The organism is Flavobacterium sp. B114r (genome assembly GCF_056824125.1).
The window spans coordinates 3,455,318-3,475,307 of record NZ_CP124858.1 but is presented as its reverse complement, the minus strand read 5'-3'; the positions used below and the strand labels follow the sequence as shown (position 1 = coordinate 3,475,307).

At 35.6% G+C, this 19,990-nt stretch carries 8 protein-coding genes; 3 read left to right on the top strand and 5 right to left on the bottom strand.

Annotated features, from left to right (window positions below):
• Positions 1 to 265 precede the first annotated feature (265 nt).
• From QLQ94_RS14880 to QLQ94_RS14870, 3 genes are all read left to right on the top strand, one after another.
• Positions 266 to 1,195 carry an AraC family transcriptional regulator gene (locus QLQ94_RS14880; protein ID WP_271337128.1) on the top strand — a complete coding sequence of 310 codons (930 nt, stop codon included), beginning with the start codon at positions 266 to 268 and terminating at the stop codon, positions 1,193 to 1,195.
• Between the two features lie 128 nt (positions 1,196 to 1,323).
• Positions 1,324 to 2,733: a sugar porter family MFS transporter gene (locus QLQ94_RS14875; protein WP_271337129.1), complete on the top strand. Its 1,410-nt coding sequence runs from the start codon at positions 1,324 to 1,326 to the stop codon at positions 2,731 to 2,733.
• A gap of 18 nt (positions 2,734 to 2,751) precedes the next feature.
• On the top strand, positions 2,752 to 6,063 hold the full coding sequence (locus QLQ94_RS14870) for a DUF5107 domain-containing protein (protein WP_271337130.1): 3,312 nt from the start codon (positions 2,752 to 2,754) through the stop codon (positions 6,061 to 6,063).
• Positions 6,064 to 6,823: 760 nt separating this feature from the next.
• Here QLQ94_RS14870 and QLQ94_RS14865 read toward each other — a convergent pair.
• The 5 genes from QLQ94_RS14865 to QLQ94_RS14845 form a co-directional block, all read right to left on the bottom strand.
• Positions 6,824 to 9,091 (bottom strand): GH92 family glycosyl hydrolase, encoded by a 2,268-nt coding sequence (locus QLQ94_RS14865; protein ID WP_482497608.1) that lies wholly within the window; start codon positions 9,089 to 9,091, stop codon positions 6,824 to 6,826.
• A gap of 201 nt (positions 9,092 to 9,292) precedes the next feature.
• On the bottom strand, positions 9,293 to 11,632 hold the full coding sequence (locus tag QLQ94_RS14860) for a glycoside hydrolase family 95 protein (RefSeq protein ID WP_427402816.1): 2,340 nt from the start codon (positions 11,630 to 11,632) through the stop codon (positions 9,293 to 9,295).
• A 129-nt stretch (positions 11,633 to 11,761) separates the two neighbouring features.
• Positions 11,762 to 14,701: a discoidin domain-containing protein gene (locus QLQ94_RS14855; protein WP_427402817.1), complete on the bottom strand. Its 2,940-nt coding sequence runs from the start codon at positions 14,699 to 14,701 to the stop codon at positions 11,762 to 11,764.
• Between the two features lie 195 nt (positions 14,702 to 14,896).
• The gene (locus tag QLQ94_RS14850) at positions 14,897 to 16,426 is read right to left on the bottom strand and encodes a RagB/SusD family nutrient uptake outer membrane protein (RefSeq protein WP_427402818.1); all 1,530 of its coding nucleotides are present in this window, start codon (positions 16,424 to 16,426) and stop codon (positions 14,897 to 14,899) included.
• A 32-nt stretch (positions 16,427 to 16,458) separates the two neighbouring features.
• The gene (locus tag QLQ94_RS14845) at positions 16,459 to 19,482 is read right to left on the bottom strand and encodes a SusC/RagA family TonB-linked outer membrane protein (RefSeq protein ID WP_271337135.1); all 3,024 of its coding nucleotides are present in this window, start codon (positions 19,480 to 19,482) and stop codon (positions 16,459 to 16,461) included.
• Between the last annotated feature and the right edge of the window lie 508 nt (positions 19,483 to 19,990).

Genomic DNA, 19,990 nt, shown 5'->3' with positions numbered 1-19,990 from the left:
GTAATTTGTAAATATTCACTTAAACACATAGAAACATAGAATTTATGTGTAACAAAGAATACAAAAGGAAACACGTTTCTATCACACAGCCAACTTTGTGTCTTTTAAATAAGTGAAACGTCTTATTCTATTTAAGAAAAAATCTATGTTTCTATGTGTTAAAAATAATTACACCCAACGGGTTATAATAGTATTTCAAAAGTACCTTTGATTATTATCATCAAAATGGACATTTTTTTTAAAAGCATGGATTAAATTACGATATTTGAAAAATAGTATCATCAAAATGAAGAATGCATCACAAAAGGAAAAAATAAAAGTTAAAGAAGGTTTTTTAGGCCAACGCATGATTGTGATTCCTAAAAACATACTTTCAAGCATTAAGAAGAATGCTCTTATATCCAGTTTATATTTTACTGATATTGGTGTTTTCCCAAATGCAAGTCATCACTCGATGAAACGAAAACACGGAAGTAAACAATACATCCTGATTTATTGTTATAAAGGCGAAGGCATTATTAGTAAAGAAAATAAAACGATAACACTCAAAGCCAATACCTTCTATATTATACCGCCGGAAGTGGCACATGATTATTATGCTTTAAAACAAAATCCGTGGAGTATTTACTGGATCCACTTTACCGGACCACAAGCCCCACATTTTTATGAAAAATTCATCACTGAATATCCAGAAACGGCTCCACAATTATCACTCGAAGAAAGACGTATCGAACTTTTTGAAAACATACTAGATATTATGGAAGACGGTTATAGTGCCAGTAATCTTGAATATGCCAATCTCTCTTTGTGGCAATTACTGAATGCTTTTTTATATGAACGATTTTTTATCAAAAAAAACAGGATATTTTCAGAGGATAATACTATAGAGTCTGCTATTGACTATATGAAAAAGCATCTTGATTTGTCTTTAAAAATCAATGATGTAGCAACTTATTTTAATTACTCTTCATCACACTTTTTTACATTATTTAAGAAGCAAACAGGCTACTCTCCTATTCATTATTTCAACTATTTAAAAATGCAAAAAGCCTGTCAGTATCTAAGCTTTACCACTATGAGTATAAAGGAAATAAGCTTTGCACTGGGCTTTAATGATCCACTGTATTTTTCTCGTCTTTTCAAAAAAGTAATGAGTGCTTCGCCCATACAATATCGCACCGAATACAAGCAGTAACGCAATTGTTTTCGTATTTTAGTATATATGCCTAAAAAATCAGATTATAATCCATCTATTCAAAAAAAATATCCATAAATCAAAGGTTCCTATTCCGCTAATTTTACAAAAGCTATTAAAACCTTTTTATGAAAAACTATAATTATACCTTTTTACTATCAATTAGCCTTGTTGCAGCATTGGGTGGTCTACTCTTTGGATACGACTGGGTTGTAATAGGTGGTGCAAAACCATTTTACGAAATTTATTTTGGCATTTCAGATTCTCCCGCTTTACAAGGCTGGGCAATGAGCAGCGCGCTTGTTGGCTGTGTTGCGGGTGCCGCCGTTGCAGGAAAACTGGCCGATACTTATGGCAGACGCCCTATGTTAATCGTTGCCGCAGTATTATTCTCTATATCTGCACTTGGTACAGGAGCGTCAGAAACTTTTACGATATTCATCATCTGGCGCATTATTGGAGGAATCGGAATTGGGATCGCATCGACTATTTCCCCTTTATATATTGCCGAAATCGCGCCGCAGGAAACACGAGGGCTTTTTGTCTCAATCAACCAACTTACTGTGGTTATTGGTATTCTTGCCGCACAAATTACCAATATGGTGATTACAGAGGTTATTCCGGCAGGTTATTCTCATGCCGAAATTTTGGCTTCATGGAATGGGCAAATGGGCTGGAGATGGATGTTTTGGGCAGGATTTTTTCCGGCAGTTCTCTTCTTTATCCTAATGTTTTTAATTCCTGAAAGTCCTAGATATCTGGCTAAAAAAGGAAATCATTCTACTGCTGAAGAAACACTTACTAAAATCGGTGGATTGGTCTATGCCAAAGATGCCATTGTAAAAATAAAAGAAACCTTCTCACACGAAACCGAGAAAACCGATTTCAGAATGTTGCTGGACAAAAAAGCTTTACCCATTCTAACAATCGGGATTGTGTTGGCAGCCTTCCAGCAATGGTGCGGTATTAATATCATTTTCAATTATGCGCAGGAAATCTTCGTTTCGGCGGGTTATAGTATCAATGATTTGTTCATGAATATTGTCATTACCGGAAGTATCAATCTTATTTTTACTTTGGTTGCGATGGGAACTGTAGACAAAATTGGCCGTAAAAAACTAATGCTTTTTGGTTCCGGTGCACTTGCCGTAATTTATGCTTTATTAGGATATTTTTATTATACCAATGTTACCGGATTGCCTTTATTATTATTGGTATTATTAGCCATTGCAATCTATGCAATGTCCCTTGCTCCAATAACATGGGTGATTTTATCTGAAATTTTTCCTAACAGAATCAGAGGTGTTGCGATGTCTGTAGCCACATTTGCGCTCTGGATCGCCTCTGCATTATTGGTGCAAACATTCCCTATTTTTAACGAATACTTAGGTACATCAGGCACTTTCTGGTTGTACGGTATTATCTGCGCCTTAGGATTTGTGTTTGTATTCAAAAAACTTCCTGAAACCAAAAACAAAAGTCTTGAAGAGATTGAGGAACTAATGGTTGCTGATAAAAAATCAAAGAATATTCAATAATTTAAATTTCATTACATCATGCAAAAAGTAAATGTTTGGAAGGAAAAAATAATCCTGCCAACCTATGAGGTGGGTAAACCTGAAAAAAATCCTGTATTTATTGAGAAAAGAGTGTATCAGGGAAGTAACGGATCTGTATATCCTTATCCGGTTATTGAAAAAATCGCAGACGAAAAAGTCGACAAAGAATATCAGGCCGTTTATCTTGAAAATGAGTTTGTTAAAATAATGATCTTACCTGAACTTGGCGGACGCGTTCATATGGCATATGATAAAACTAAAGAACGCCATTTTGTGTATTACAATCAGGTTGTAAAACCGGCTTTGGTAGGTCTTACAGGTCCGTGGATTTCTGGCGGAATCGAATTTAACTGGCCACAACACCACAGACCAACCACTTTTGATCCCGTTGATTTTAACATAGAAGAACACGAAGACGGAAGCGCAACGGTTTGGTGCAGCGAAGTCGAGCGCATGTTCAGAACCAAAGGTATGGCAGGTTTCCGTTTATATCCTGATAAAGCGTATCTGGAAATTAAAGCACAATTGTATAACAGAACTTCGTTTCCTCAAACATTTTTATGGTGGGCAAATCCTGCTGTGAAGGTAAATGACGATTATCAATCGGTTTTTCCGCCGGATGTAAATGCTGTTTTTGATCATGGAAAACGTGATGTATCGTCTTTCCCTATTGCAAAAGGAACGTATTATAAAGTAGATTATTCTCCGGGAACTGATATTTCGCGTTATAAAAACATCCCTGTTCCAACATCGTATATGGCAATTGCGTCTAAATATAATTTTGTGGGCGGATACGAAAATGATTCAAAAGGCGGATTATTGCACGTAGCCAATCATCATGTTTCGCCCGGAAAAAAACAATGGACTTGGGGTCACGGAGATTTTGGTCGTGCGTGGGATCGTAACCTTACCGACGAAGATGGTCCTTATATCGAATTAATGTGTGGCGTTTACACCGATAATCAGCCTGATTTCTCGTGGATTATGCCGGGGGAACAAAAGGATTTTACGCAGTATTTTATGCCGTATCGTGATCTAGGTATCGTGAAAAATGCGACTAAAAATGCAATGGTAAATCTCGAAAGCATCGATAATAAATTAGTGATTAAAGCTTATACAACGGGTGTTTATCCAAATACAACGGTTACTTTAAAGAATAACGATACTATTTTATTTCAAAAACAATATGATGCTTCTCCGTACAATTCATTCGAAGAAACTATTAATTTTGATACTACATCTTTAGAAGGATTATCGATTTCTGTAACCGATGGTGATAATAAAGTTTTGGTAGACTGGACGTACGAAGGACCAAATGAAGACGAAATCCCGGAAGCTGCAAAACCTGCCCTTGCTCCTGAAGATATCGAAAACAACGAACAATTGTTCCTGACCGCACAGCATCTTGAACAATACAGACACGCCACTTATAGTCCGATTCCCTATTACGAAGAAGCTATTAGACGTGATGCCGGAGATATTCGTTCGAATAATGCGATGGGGTTATGGTTGATGCGAAGAGCGAAGTTTGAAGAAGCCGAGCCTTATTTTAGAGCTGCTATAAAAACGCTCACCCAAAGAAACCCAAATCCGTATGAAGGCGAAGCTTATTTTAATTTAGGATTATGTCTTAAATATCAGAATAAAAATAAAGAAGCATACGACGCTTTCTACAAATCAACGTGGAATGCGGCCTGGCAAAATCAGGGTTATTTCTATGTTGCACAACTGGATGCATTAAATGGCGATTATGAATTGGCATTAACGCATATCAAAAAGGCAATTTCTAAAAATACCGAAGATCACAAAGCGTTACATTTGCAGGTTGCATTCCTTAGAAAATTAGGACAACAGGAAAAAGCTTTAAAACTGGCGAATACTTATCTTGAAAATGATTGTTTCAACTTCGGATTGCTTTATGAGAAATATCTTTTAAGCAATGACAAAAAAGAGTTGGATTATTTCAATTCATTGATCAGAAATAACATTCATACGTATATAGAATATGCCTTAGATTATGCTTTGGCTGGTTTATATAATCAAGCTATTGGTTTATTGAGTGAAGGTCTTAAGGACGAAGAAACCTACCCTATGGCGTGGTATTACGCAGGTTCTTTTTATGAAAAATTAAATGATTTAGGTCAAGCCGAAAAATGCTTCAAAATGGCGTCTCAGGCAAAACCAGATTACTGTTTCCCAAATCAGATTGAAGCTGCTTTATTACTTCAAAATGTAATTCAGAAACAAACCAATGACGCAAAAGCATTGTATTATTTAGGAAACTTTTGGTATGCTTCAAAATTTTATGATGATGCTATATCCTGTTGGGAACAATCTGTCGCTATCGATGATACTTTCCCAACTGTACATCGTAATTTGGCTTTGGCGTATTACAATAAATTAAACAATCCGGAAAAAGCACTCTCCAGTTTAGAAAAAGCATTTTCATTGGATTTACAAGATTCGAGAATTCTAATGGAATTGGATCAATTGTACAAACGTTTGAATAGAGATTTGGTTTTCAGACTGGCTTTCTTAGAAAAACATTTAGAATTGGTGATTCAGCGTGATGATGTTTACTTAGAAAGAGTGTCTTTGTACAACCTTTTAGGTAAACACGATAAAGCGCTAACCTTATTACAAAACCGAATTTTTCACCCGTGGGAAGGCGGTGAAGGAAAAGTAAGCGGGCAATATCTTACGAGTTTAACAGAAATTGCCAAACAACAAATCTCAGAAGGAAATTACGATAACGCAATCGAAAATCTGGAACAAGCTCAATTTTATCCTGATAATTTAGGCGAAGGAAAATTACCCGGAGCGCAGGAAAATGACATTCATTATTGGCTGGGTGTTGCTTTCGAAAAGAAAAACAACTTAGAACAAGCGAATAGTTGGTGGCATAAAGCAACTCAGGGATTAGACAAACCAACGGCTGCTATTTTCTATAACGATCAGCAACCGGATAAAATTTTCTATCAGGGATTGGCTTTCTTAAAATTAAACCAACAATCTGAAGCTGATAAACGTTTTGAGAAGTTAGTCGCTTACGCAAAAAAACATCTGAACGATCATGTTACCATCGATTATTTTGCTGTATCGCTTCCGGATCTTATGATTTGGGAAGATGATCTAGACAAACGTAATAAAATTCACTGTTTGTATATGCAGGGATTAGGACTTCTGGGTCTGGATAAAAAAGCAGAAGCTGAGGAAATTTTTGAAAGTGTTTTATCTGAAGAAAAAAGTCATTCAGGCGTTACGATTCATTTGTCTTTATTGAAGAATGAGGAATCAGTTTCTGTTTAAGTTAGTAGTTTAAATATGTAGTCCTGACAGGTTTTGAAAACTTTGGTTCTTCAGTAACAAAAAAAGGTTTGATGATTAATTTCATCAAACCTTTTTGTTTTTTTTATCATAATCTTGTCATCCTGAGAATTGAATATAGCACGCGGATCGCACTGATTCGCTTCACGAAAACGCGGATAAAAACGGATTTTTTTATTTTGCTCACAATGGATAAACACAATCTTCATCCTGAGGAACGAAGGATCACAATAGAAGATCGACAAAGATTCGCTCTATTTTTTGTGGAGTTTCTTGTGTGATCTCTCCTCTGTCGAGATGACAAGATTGTGTTAGCTTCTTGCGGAAGCAATTCAAATATTATACCTAACAGGTTTTAAAACAATAAAACTGACACAATCTTGTCATCTTGCGGAACGAAGGATCACACTATAAGATCGACAAAGATTGGCTCTTTTAGTTGCGGAGTTTCTTGTGTGATCTCTCCTCTGTCGAGATGACAAGATCATGTTAGCTTCTTGCGGAGGCAATTCAAGTATTAGACCTAGCAGGTTTTATACTAATACAATTTCCGCAATCTTGTCATCCTGAGGAACGAAGGATCACACCAGCAGATCGACAAAGATCAGCTCTTTTAGTTGTGGAGTTTCTTGTGTGATCTCTCCTCTGTCGAGATGACAAGATTGCTTTCTAATAATAAAATTAAAATCTGCGAAAATCCGTTCAACCCGCATAATCCGTGGGCAATTTTATAATTTTAAATCTAATTAACTGGTCTATCCTCTAATTTACTTCCCCATTTTTTATTTGGTTTTGATCCCATAATAAATTCTAAAACTCCACCATTATCAATATCTGATTGATGAATAAAAGTTTTGGTATAGGTTTTACCATTCAATTTGGCACTTTGGATATAAATATTTTTATCAGAAACATTTTTTGCGATAACTTTAAATGTCTTTCCTCCTTTTAACTCAATAGAAGCTTCTTTAACTATTGGTGATCCAATAACATAAACACTACTCGCAGGATTAACAGGATAAAAACCAATAGCACTAAAGACATACCAAGCCGAAAGTTCTCCGCAATCATCATTACCGGAATAACCGGACGAAGTTGTGTTGTACATTTTCTTCAAAATCTCTGCGACATATTGCTGGGTTTTCCAAGGCTGACCTGCGTAATTATATAAATACGCAATATGATGACTTGGTTCGTTCCCGTGAGCATATTGTCCAATAAATCCTGAAGCATTGTCATTTACTTCTTCGGGTTTGTCTTCTAATGTAAAAAAAGCATCTAGTTTTTTGGTAAAAAGATGATCTCCTCCTACTAAATTTACTAATGCTTTTACGTCTTGTGGAACATACCAAAAGTATTGCCAACCATTTCCTTCTGTAAACGGATATCCTCCATTTGCGCCATATTTCAATGGATCGAAAGGACCAATCCAATTGCCTTTGTCATCTTTGGCCCTAAAGAAACCTATTTCCTTGTCATATAGATTTCTATAGAATTGAGAACGTTTTGTAAAATGATTGTAATCCTCCATTTTACCTAACTTCTTCGCTAATTCAGCCACACACCAATCGTCGTAAGCCATTTCAAGCGTCAATGAAACCGACTGTGATTTTAAGTTCTCAGGAATGTATCCGTACTTTTCCCAAATACCAAACGGAGATCCGGGATGTTCACGAGTTGCAGAATTTTTAACGGCTTCGAATGCCAAATCTAAATCAATGCCAGGTAAATTTTTCAGCACAGCATCAACCACGACCGGAATAGCATGATTGCCTATCATACAGTAATTTTCCTGTCCCCATAATTGCCATATTGGTAAATAACCAAAGACTTTGTAGTATTCCAACATACTATTTACAAAATCAATAGAACGTTCCGGCTGCAAAATGGTGTACAAAGGGTGCGCACCACGGTACGTATCCCACAAAGAGAATGTTGAATAATAGGGTTTTGATGATTTTCTGGTTGTAAAATCAGCTGATGGATAATCTCCGCTTACATCTGATAAAGTATTGGGCTGAATAAAAGTGTGATACAAAGCCGTATAAAAAATTTGTTTTTGTTCTGCTGTACCTTCAATTTTTATTTTACTGAGTTCTTTTTCCCAAACAGCATCAGCAGTATTTACAGTTCCATCAAAATCCCAGGCAGGAATTTCAGATTGTACATTCAGACGTGCATTTTCGATACTAGTTGCCGAGATACCCACTTTTACCAAAACTTCTTGTTGTTTTGAAGTATCAAAATCCAGTATCGCACGAATGGCATTCCCATTGACTATTCTGGGATTATCATAAACATTTCCGCCATCCGTAACATGATTACGAATTATAGGTTGTGAAAATTCGGCATGAAAAAACACCTTTCGCATTGGCGCCCAACCCGTAATAATGCGATAACCTTCGACCGTATGATCATTAGGAAATGACAATTGCGATGCAATAATGCGCGTATTCCAATCGGACTTTTTCATCGAATGATCCAGATCAATCACGATATGAGCTTCTTTGTTTTTTGGAAAACTGTATTTATGAAAACCTGCGTGTGTCGTTGCCGTAAGCTCGGCTTTTATCTGATAATCTAAAAGTTCGACACTGTAATAACCCGGTTTTGCAGTTTCTTTTTCATGAGAAAATTTAGATTGATACGCATTTTGTCCTGCTTCTTCTTTTACTATTGTACCACTAAAAGGCATTAACATCACGTCGAATAATTCAGCTACACCAGTTCCGCTTAAATGAGTGTGGCTGAAACCTGCAATCGTATTATCATTATAATTATAACCGCTTGCAACGCTCCAATCTGGTGTGTTACGGGTATCAGGACTCAATTGTACCATTCCAAACGGAACTGTTGCTCCGGGATAATTATTTCCTGAAAGTGGTGATCCATGAGCTGCTCCTGTACCTATAAACGGGTTTACGTGCGAGGTTATTTTTTCTGTGGTTTGCGCTCCCAGAACTATCGAACATAATAATGTTCCAAAGAGTATTATTTTAGTAAAATTCATGATTTAAGATGGGAATTTATGAAACATAATTTCATTTTTGCAATGTCATTAAATTAAGGAAATATCTATCCCTAAACTTTGGGACTTTGCCAAATAAATCTCGCGCAAAGTCGCAGAGTCGCAAAGAAAAATGTGTGTAAACTTGACGGCTTTACGGCTTGGCGCGATTTTTTTTAATCTTAATTGTCTAAAAAGTGTATTTTATAATTTTGTAGAAGTAACTTCTTTCATTTCTCCATTCACCTTCACTTTTACTTTTGTAGGTATAGGAGATAAAACTTCATACTTTGTTACTTTACCTTTTTCCCATTTGATGTTTATCGTAAAGTTTCCTTCGGCTTTTAGTCCTTTTACTTCACCTTCGTTTAACCAAGCATCCGGCATTGCAGGTAATAATTCAATAAACCCTGCATGACTTTGAATCAGCATTTCGCCAATTCCTGCTGCTGCTCCAAAATTACCATCAATTTGAAATGGTGGTCCTGCAGAAAGTAAATTAGGATATACACCTCCGCCTGGTCCGTAATTAATATTGGTATCGTGTGTTTGCCTAAGTATTGTCTTTAATAATTTGTAAGCTCTGTTTCCATCTTTTAAACGAGCCCAAAACAGCATTTTGTATGCAATTGACCAACTTGTTCCATCATCTCCTCTTACTTCAAGTGTTTTTTTAATTGCGTCAACCAATTCTGGTTTGTTTTCAGGAGTAATCAAAGATCCTGGGTATAAACCATATAAATGAGAAATATGACGGTGTTGAGGATCTTCTTCTTTATAATCTTTCAACCATTCCATAATTCTTCCGTCAGGACTAACAACTCCCGGGGGCGGTAATAATTTTAATTGTTTGTCTAGTTCAAGACTCAAATCATTATCTAAACCAAGTTTTTTAGAGGCGATTATCACGTTATTAAACAATTCGCGAATAATCTGATTGTCGATTGTAGGTCCCATACAAACATGAGATGCATCTCCGTTTGGTAACAAAAATGAGTTCTCCGGTGATACAGATGGCGATGTTACTAACCAGCCCGTTTCAGGATCTTTTACTAACATATTTTTATAAAATTGTGCAGCTCCTTTCAAAATAGGATAAATTTCAGCCAAATATGGCTGATCATTGGTGTACAAATAATGGCTCCACAAATTGTTGCACAACCAGCCTGAACCCGATTTTGTGATTCCCCATGAAGCACTTTCTCCCGGTTCTGTAAAACCCCAAACGTTTGTAATAACATGTGCTACCCAACCATCAGCATTGTAATAAGCTTTTGCTGTTTTTTCTCCATTTGGTACAAGATCTTTAGTCAAATCTTTTAATGGAAGATTCAATTCTGATAAATTGGCTGTTTCCAATGCCCAGTGATTCATCTGAACATTTACGTCTAAATGATAATCTGCGTTCCATGGCGTTTGTACATCTTTCGCCCATAATCCCTGCAAATTTGGAGGCAACAATCCTAGTCTAGTGCTGCTAATACTTAAATAACGTCCGTATTGATAAAATAAAACCGGAAGTCCCGTGTCTGAATCTGGCTGTTTTATAAAAGTATCTAAACGCTCATTTGTAGGCAATGTGTTTTTTGCCGTTTTTCCGATGTTCAGCACCACACGATTGAACAGCTTTTGATAATTTTCAATATGTTTTTTCTTCTGATCGGCATACTTTTTCTGCATTGCTGCATCCAGAATTTTATCTACAGATGATTCGAAGTTTTTATCTTTATAATCTGTTCCGGCAGAGATAAACAATATTACTTCGGTTGCGTTTTTTATTTCAATTGCGTTATTGGTATAGGATGCATTTCCATCAATTAGCTGCGATTTTATCTTAGCTTTATATTTCATTCCTTTTCCGTCAGTTCCGTTGTTTAACTGTCCTGTCATTACAAGAGAATTATCGGTACCGTTTACGGTTTTAAAACGCTCCGGACGGTCTAATTGAACAGTGAAATTCAATTTTCCTTTTTTGCTTGCTGTCAATCTTACAAAACCTGCATCATCTCCAAATCCTGTAAAATATTCACGTTTATACGTTACGCCGTCAATCGTAAACTGAGTTCCGGCAACTGCGGTTTGAATATCCAGATTCCTGCTGTAATTTACCGGTTTTGATTGGGTTTTGTAATCAAATTTCAGTGTCATATTTCCCAAAACCTGATATGCTCCAAATGGTACATCAGCTCCATTTCCGCTTCCTGAACCAGCTCCTGTGCATATAAAATGCTCATCGATCAGTTTTTGGGCTTCTTTGTTTTTATTGGCTAATAACAATTCTCTGATCTGAGGTAAAAAAGAATAGGCTTTATAATTGTTGGCATCTTGCGAAGATCCGCTCCACAAGGTAATTTCGTTCAGAACTAATTTTTCGGTTGTAACCCCGCCATCAGGCATGATACCTAGACGTCCATTTCCTAGTGGCAATGTTTCTTCCCATTGTGAGGCGGGTTTGTTGTACCACAATTCTAACGGATTGGTTTGCGAATAGCCTAAGAGAGGCAATAGTATAAAAAGCAGTGTTTTTAATTTTCTGATATTCATAATTGTCGTTTTTTATTGTTTTTATGCATCCTGTAAGGTTTTCAAAACCTTGTAGGTTTAAAATTATGTTCTTAAGTCTTCATAATCATACCTAACAGGTTTTGGAAACCTGTTAGGATACAAATCTTATTATTTATTGTATGGAATTGCTTTTATAACTGGTTTTTCACCATTTTTCAAAAGTGTTTCATCAAATTCTACAGTTACTTCTTTGCTTTCTCCTTTTAGTAAAGTAAAATAACTATCGCTTATAATTGCCGGCAAAATCTGGGCTTCGGTTTTATCATTCAATACTTGTATGTGAACTCCAAAAGCAATCCCTGACGGACTTGAAACTTTTGATTTTATAACATATTTCCCATTTTGTTTTACCACTTTATTTGAAACATTTACGTTTGCTTTTGGGAGTTTATTCAAATCCGTAAAATTTTTCATGTTGATTCCTCTCCAATAAAAGTTTTCACTCACTAATTTGTTTTGGGCGTCTTTTAATTTTAATCTGATAAAATGTACCGGACTCAAATCTGATGTGTTGGCATCAGCACCAAAAACCTTGAAATCATACAGTGAATATCCCCAGCCTGAACCGCGTTTTATACCTAACATTCTAACATAACGTGCTTTTACTTCATCAAAAGAAATGGTTTCCAGTCCTTGCTTTCCTTCTTTTATCACACTTGCATCTATCCAGTTTTTAGCGTCTGTGCTTACCTGAATTTTATATTCTTTCCCATATGCATTTTCCCAATTCAAAACTACTCGATTTACGGTGTATTCATTTTCAAGATCTACGTAAACCCATTCGTCATCTGTTGCTTTACTTGCCCAGCGGCTATTAGAATCTCCGTCTGTAATGTCTCTCGTATTTCCTCCATCTGTCGAAGAAGCTGTCGTATTTTTCTGAAAAGCAAGATTTTTTTGATTTGAATAAAACGGAATCACAAAACTTTCTGTCGCAGTATTCGAATACGAATCTACAATCGCATTTTGTTTGAATTTTGATACCGGTTTTCCATCCATATTATAAACTTCGGCCTCAGCTTTTAAATTCTTGAAATCAGTTCCTGTTGTATTGATTACTTTAACCGAATTATTTACCGAATTCCATTGAATGTGCATGGGCTCACAAGCTGATTTTACGCCCCAATACGCTCCTGTCAAGTCGTAATAATAATCATACGTCTGCCAAACCATACTAGGGTATGAAGACTGACTCATCCAGATCATAATCCCTGAAGCATCCTCCCACATATGATCCAACCAGCCTTCGTACATGGCTTTGTTGGTTTCGATATTTAGTAATTGGGCTTTTGAGGTATATTCTTCGAGATTATTTGGTTTTCCGTAACGTTCATTGATACTTTTATCATAATTATCCGGCGAAGCATTAAAGGCTTTTTCTCCAAAGAAATGTTTGTCCCACATCTCGTTTCTTGGCCACCAGTCTTTTTCAGGAATAAATTTCTTAAAACTTTCGATGTTTGGAAAAACGGCTGTACCAATTTCGGTTCTTAAACCCCAACTTGGTCCATCTCCCGTGCCCACGTAAGCTGCAGGATATTTTGTAAAATAAAACCTCGGATCTTTATTCCCCCAAAGTCCGCTACCGCTTAGGTTTCCTGTGTTGGAACAAGGCTGGTAATAACGATCATCATTATCAAAAGTTTTGATATTTTCAGCGATCCAGCCGTTAAGCGGAGGCTGTGGCAAACCTTCGTTATTACCACACCAAACTGCTATACTGGCGTGATTTCTAACACGTTTTATTTTCTCAATAACATTGCTGTTAAAAACGTGAATATCTAAGGGTAAGTTAGGATTTGCATTGAGCCAAAAATCATCCCAAACCATAATACCGTATTTATCGCAAGCCTGGTAAAATTCATCATCTGTAGTAGAACCTAACCAGTTACGGATGATATTATAATTCATTTCTTTATGGAGCTTCACTTTAAGATCGTATTCATCTCCTCTGCAACGAAGCATATATTCGCTCATTCCCCAGTTTCCTCCTTTAAGAAAAACGCGTTTTCCGTTGATCGAAACATGCAAAACGCCGCCTTCCGTATCGTAAGTGTATTTTTTGATTCCGAAGGTTATTTTTTGAGCATCTGAAACGACATCGCCTATTTTAAAAGTAAACTGACAGGTATATAAATTAGGATCTCCGTAGCCATTTGGCCACCATAATTTAGGGTTCTGAATCGAAAGTTCAGGAAACTGTTCTTTGCTTAAATTTATACTGGTAATCCCATTAGCCTCTAAATTGATTTTTTTAGAAAAAGTAATGTTTCCCGGCATTATAACGCCTGTTAGGACTCCTTCCTGATTTTGTGCAGATGAGTTTTTAAGATCTACTTTTACTTCCAAATCGGCACGTGCGTTTGAAGGCAGATTAGTATGAATCCAAGGATCTGCAATGGTTATTTTGTTTGTATTAGTAAGATAAACATCATCTGTAATTCCTGAATTTAATCCCGGTACATAAGGCATCCAATCCCAGCCTGCGCTTGAAATATAAGTTGGACTTCCGTAATTATTCAAAGGTGTTTTTGGAATACTTACCAAAACTGCCAATACGTTTTTTTCTTTGCGATGTATCAATTTGGTAATATCAAATTTCCCACGTTGCATCATGCCGCTTAAAGTCGCCAGCTTTTTTCCGTTAAGGTAAATATCTCCTTCACGATTGATTCCTTCAAAATTAAGCCAGATAATATCTTTCGTAAAATTTTCAGGAATGCTAAATTCCGTGCGATACCAAAAACTGCGATCGTATTTTGCTTTATCAACCTGATAGATATTATCTCCAAAGTTGGGATCTTTCTCTAATCCGCTTACTACATATGAATTAAAAATTGTACCGGGAACAACAGCATTTACCCAATTTGTAGCTGCATAATTTGATGTAAGCATTTTAAGACTGTCCTGCCCTACTTCTACTTGTGGTTTGACTTTCCAAACAATATCAGTAGAGTTTAGACTCACTTTGTTTTGAGCATAAATACTAAATGATAAAATAGTAAAAACCAATAAAAATATATAAATCTGAATAGTGTTAAACTTCATATTGTTACTTGCTTGGTTTACGAATTGTAAACATTAAAAAATGAATGCCATTTTGGAATAAGTTTTTTCTAACAGAAAACTCCCTAAGTACTGTTATTACCTAAATCCAAAATGGCATTACAAATCAAAACTGTGACTAACCAAAATCACAAGACCAAAAAATAAAAAATTACATTAAAACTGTCTTAATTGATATTAATAACCTGGATTCTGATCAGCATCGCTTATGTCATCGTTTAGCTGAATCTCTACCAAAGGAATTGGATATCTATTGTGGAATTCTGCAATGGTACCGCTTTCAGCAGTCCATTTGTTGCGTGCTTTTACGTACTGTACCAATTTTCCGGAACGAATAAGATCCATTCTTCTCCACCCTTCAAAAGCTAATTCGCGCATACGCTCATCAAGCATCTGCTCTTTAAATTGTTCTTTCGAAAGTCCGCTCCACTCCATTCCTGCAGGTAATGATCCTCCAAAACCACGTTTACGAACCTGATTTACAAATCCTTCTGCGTCAGGAGTATTTCCTAATTCATTCAAACACTCTGCATAGCAAAGCAATACATCTGAATAACGGATGTAAGGTTTATTTTTACCTGAATTCCAGAACGATTGTTTCCCATCGATACGAATATCCTCATACTTTTTTATGTGTGGATCTAGTTCATCTCCTCCAAAACCTGACGGAATTGTTGGTACAATACCTTTATAAGTAAAATCATAACGGATACTGGCATCTTTACGCTTATCACCAGATTCCCAAATTCCGCCGCTCGTTTTATCATTATAACAATACTTTGTAGGCAACAACAAATCGTATCCTCCAAAATAAGCGTACTGATCTATGTTTGCTAATGCTCTGGATCCTGTTTGCCATTGTATTTGGTTGTTATCCGGATAATCATTGGTAAACTGAAACTCATAAAGTGATTCTGAAGAATTAGCGTGATCTGGGCTAAAAACATCCGCATAAGTTGCTAACAGATTATATTTACCGGAATTTATAACCTTAGCAAATGCTTCTTTAGCCAGGGTATAATCGTGTGCACCAGATGCTTCAGGAGCATATAAGTATACTTTACCCAATAGTGCCTGTGCCAGATATTTTACAGGAAAAGATGGATTTTTTTGTGTAAGAGGTAAGTTTTCTTCAGCTACCTTAAGGTCATTTATAATAAAGGCATAGACATCTTTCAAAGGTTGTCTTCCGTGACCTAATTCTTTGCTATGTGTTTCATCAAGAATTGGGATTTCTCCCCAATACTGTGTTAACTCAAACATTATGGTAGCTCTAATAAAACTAGCTTCTCCTAATAATATTTTTCTTTTTTCAATATCAGCTTCTGTATTCTTGTTTAATGCAAATATGGCTTTTGCAGCAGTACTTACCACCGGCCAACGAGAATCCCATTGTTCTGCCAATGCGGTATTCTCTTTAGAAAGAAACCCATTATAATAATCTAATCCTGCTTGCCCGGGAGTAGTCATTACCTGAAGTGCACCTTGTTGTGTTTCATCTGTTCCTAATTGAAACATCAAGCCTCCCCTGTCTTTTTGTATATTTCTCCATGAGATATACATTCCTAAAACAATTGGGTCTATATTTTTTAATGTCGAAAAAGCCTGTTCTTCTGTAAGAGAAGTATTTGGATCCTGCTCTAAAAAATCTGAACAGGAAGCAAAAAGCATTACGAATGCCATTGCTGTTAAAATTTTTATTTTCATAATTGTATTTTTAATTATTGCCAAAACAATTGTTATAATGAAACATTCAAGCCTAAAACAAACATTCTTGAATTAGGATATGCATCTCCACCTTCCGGATCGTAACCTTTGTATTTTGTGATCGTAAATAAATTAGATCCTGTAACATACAGACGTAGATTTTGAAGATATACTTTTTCTAAAAACAGACTTGGTAAATTATAAGATAATGTAAGTGCATTCAAACGTAAGAAAGATGAATTCTGGATGGCCAGTGATGTTTCGTAAGTATTGAATCTTCCGCCACCATAATACGCTCTTGGCACATTTGTATTTGTATTTTCCGGTGTCCAACGATCTAAAAGATCTGTATGAGCAGCGCTCATTCCGCCTGAATTCATATAACTTTCGTAAGCTGAACTGATTTTTTTTCCTCCATAAGAGTAAGCAAATACAGCATTCAATCCAAAACCTCTGTAAGTAAAATCAGTTGCAAATCCTCCGTAAAAATCAGGATCTGTATTTCCTACTACATAGCGGTCATTATCATCGATTTTACCATCTTTGTTTCTGTCAACAGGAACAAGATCCCCAGGTTTAACTGTTCTTCCTCCAAAATCAATTTTACTGATTTCAGCCATATCAGCTGTTTGAGCAATTTTATCAAACTGATAAACGTAAATAGAATTGATTGATTTACCCACAAATAAATTTCCTTCTCTTTGAATTTCGACACCAGTCCAACCGCCCTTTTTGTAAATTACATCTGCTCCGCCATATAATTTTGTAATTTTATTTTTAGCAGATGAAATATTTCCTGAAACATCCCAACTCAAATCATTTTGTTTTAAGATTTTATAAGTGGCACCAAATTCAATTCCTTTATTTACCATTGTACCAACATTATCTATCATATTCTTGAATCCGGTAACGGTTGATAATGTTCTTTCCATTAATAAATTATCATTTGTTGTATTAAAATAATCTACAGTTATAGACAATCTATTATTCGCCGAGGCAAAGTCTAAACCTAAATCAAATTGCTTTTGTTTTTCCCACTGTAAATCAGGATTTCCCAAACGACCATCTGATCTTAATATTGCTGTTCCATTAGTATATTGTGGTCTGTATTGACTCACATATGCATAATTAGGAATGTTTTGGTTACCTGCAATACCGTAACTTGCACGAAGTTTTAATAATTTGATAGCTTCTACAGATTGTAAAAATTCTTTAGCAACATCCCAGCCTAAAGCCACAGAAGGGAAAGTTCCCCACTTATTGTTACCTCCAAAACGAGAAGAACCATCTAAACGTGTTGTAACGGTTGCGAAATATTTTTTATCGTAAGAATAATTTAATCTTCCTGTATATGACATTAATGTTGTCGTTATAAAATCAGATTTAAGTGTGAAATTATTTTTTTGCGAAGCACCATCCAAATACATATAAGTAAAATCATCAGATGCAAATCCTCTTGCAGTAACTTCAGAGTTGTTATTTGTGTTTTTTTGAATTGAGAAAGCTCCAAGCGCATTTAAATCATGTTTACCAATTGTTTTATTATAGGTTACCGTATTGTCCCATTGGTAGTTTAACTCACTATATCTATAGTGATTTGCTTCTCCGCTTGCAGAATTTCTTATCGATTGTCCTGTATCTGATGGATAATATTTAAAGTTAGCCTGATCAAGAACATCTACAGAAAAAGTAGTCCTGAAATTTAATCCTTCAGCTGCTTTAATATTTACGTAATTACTTGACATCAAGCGGTTCTTTGTACTATTATCATCTATAGTTAAACTTCTTATAGGATTGTAAGCATCTGAATTTAAAGCATCTCCGTATTTCAAATACGTTGCATTAGGATCAATTGGCAATAAAGGATTCGCTCCTAAAGCATTAGGAAAAGCACTATCATTAATGTAAGTAGCTTTGCTATTTGAAAAAGTAGTATTTGTACCTACCTGCAACCATGTTTTTACATCTTGTGTCAGGTTGATTTTACCATTATATCTTTTAAAGGAAGAATTTTTAAGTAAACCATCCTGATCAGCATAACTGAAACTCATAAAGTAGGAACCTTTGTCTCCGCCTCCAGAAAATGAAAGATTATAATTCGTCTGTACACCTGTACGCTTGATCTCATCTAACCAATTATAACTTTTACCATTTCTATAAGAGTCTAATTCATAAGGAGCAAATACCTTAGAACCGTCAGATTTAATTTGGTTGATATAAGCAGCACGATCTCCTGTTGGGTTCTGATCCATGTATTGATTCGCAAAAGCGTCAACTCTAAGATCAAATAATTGCTGACCGTTCATCAATGGTAACATTTTACTAAACTCAGACAATCCAACCCAGGTATCAAAGTTTACTTTACCTTCTCCTTTTGTTCCTTTTTTGGTCGTAATTACAACAACTCCGTTTGCTCCTCTGGCTCCGTAAATAGCTGTAGAAGATGCATCCTTTAAAATATCAACGTTAGCAATATCATTCGGGTTGATCGATTCGAATCCACCTTCTATAATAAGACCATCGACTACAAATATTGGCTTTGTACCATATTGTATCGAGTTATTTCCTCTAATTTTAATATCACCACTATCTCCGGGTTTACCACTTTGTGTTACATAAACCCCAGCCGCACGTCCTTGCAATGCCTGTACAACGTTGGCCGTTGGTGTTTCAGTCAATTTATCGCCCGAAACATTTCCCACAGCACCCGTAAGATCGCTACGTTTTACCTTTGCACCTACAATAACAATTTCATTTAGTTCCTGTGAGCTTGGTTTTAATGCAACATTTACAACTGCATTATTGGCAGAAACACTTTGTGAATTGAATCCAATAAAACTAAATTCTAAAGAAGATCCTGATTTAACATTTGTAATTTTGTAACTTCCGTCAATATCAGTTACGGTTGAGTTTTGTGTGCCTTTTACAAGTACTGTGGCACCGGGCAGTGGTAAATTTTCATTATCTGTAACTTTACCGGTGATGGTTTGGGAATAAAGTGTACCGGCGGACATCATAACTACTAAGAAGCATAAGTATCTTATTGCAATTCTCATAATGATTTGGTTTTTAGTTAATAAAATCTTTTGTTTGGTTTTTTGAATATTGAGCATTTAAAATATGAGAAAACGAATTGACTTATACTATACTATACTACAACATTACAAACATACAAATATTTTCATAACATCCAAATTTATGTTTTAGGAAATTGATATTTTTTTCGAGTTTTTTTTTCGGCTTTAGTATAAATTTTAAACTTTAAAAAGAAAAAAATAAATAAACCAAGGAATAAATAGAGAAATCTCAGGCATAAATAAGCACCATCTCTTATAAAAAAGTGATAATGAAGATTATCTCGTAATTCAAAACTTACAAATTACATTTTGCACAATGTTAAACAAAACACAAAAAAAACAGCGATAAAAGCCTCAAAACCATTCTTAATAATCTGACAAAGAGACTAATTTGTGAATTTTAGCACATAATTTTTAATGTATTTAACACTTTATAATACGCTACAATATCTTTCTGTTACCAAAAAATTAAACTTTTATCTTATAA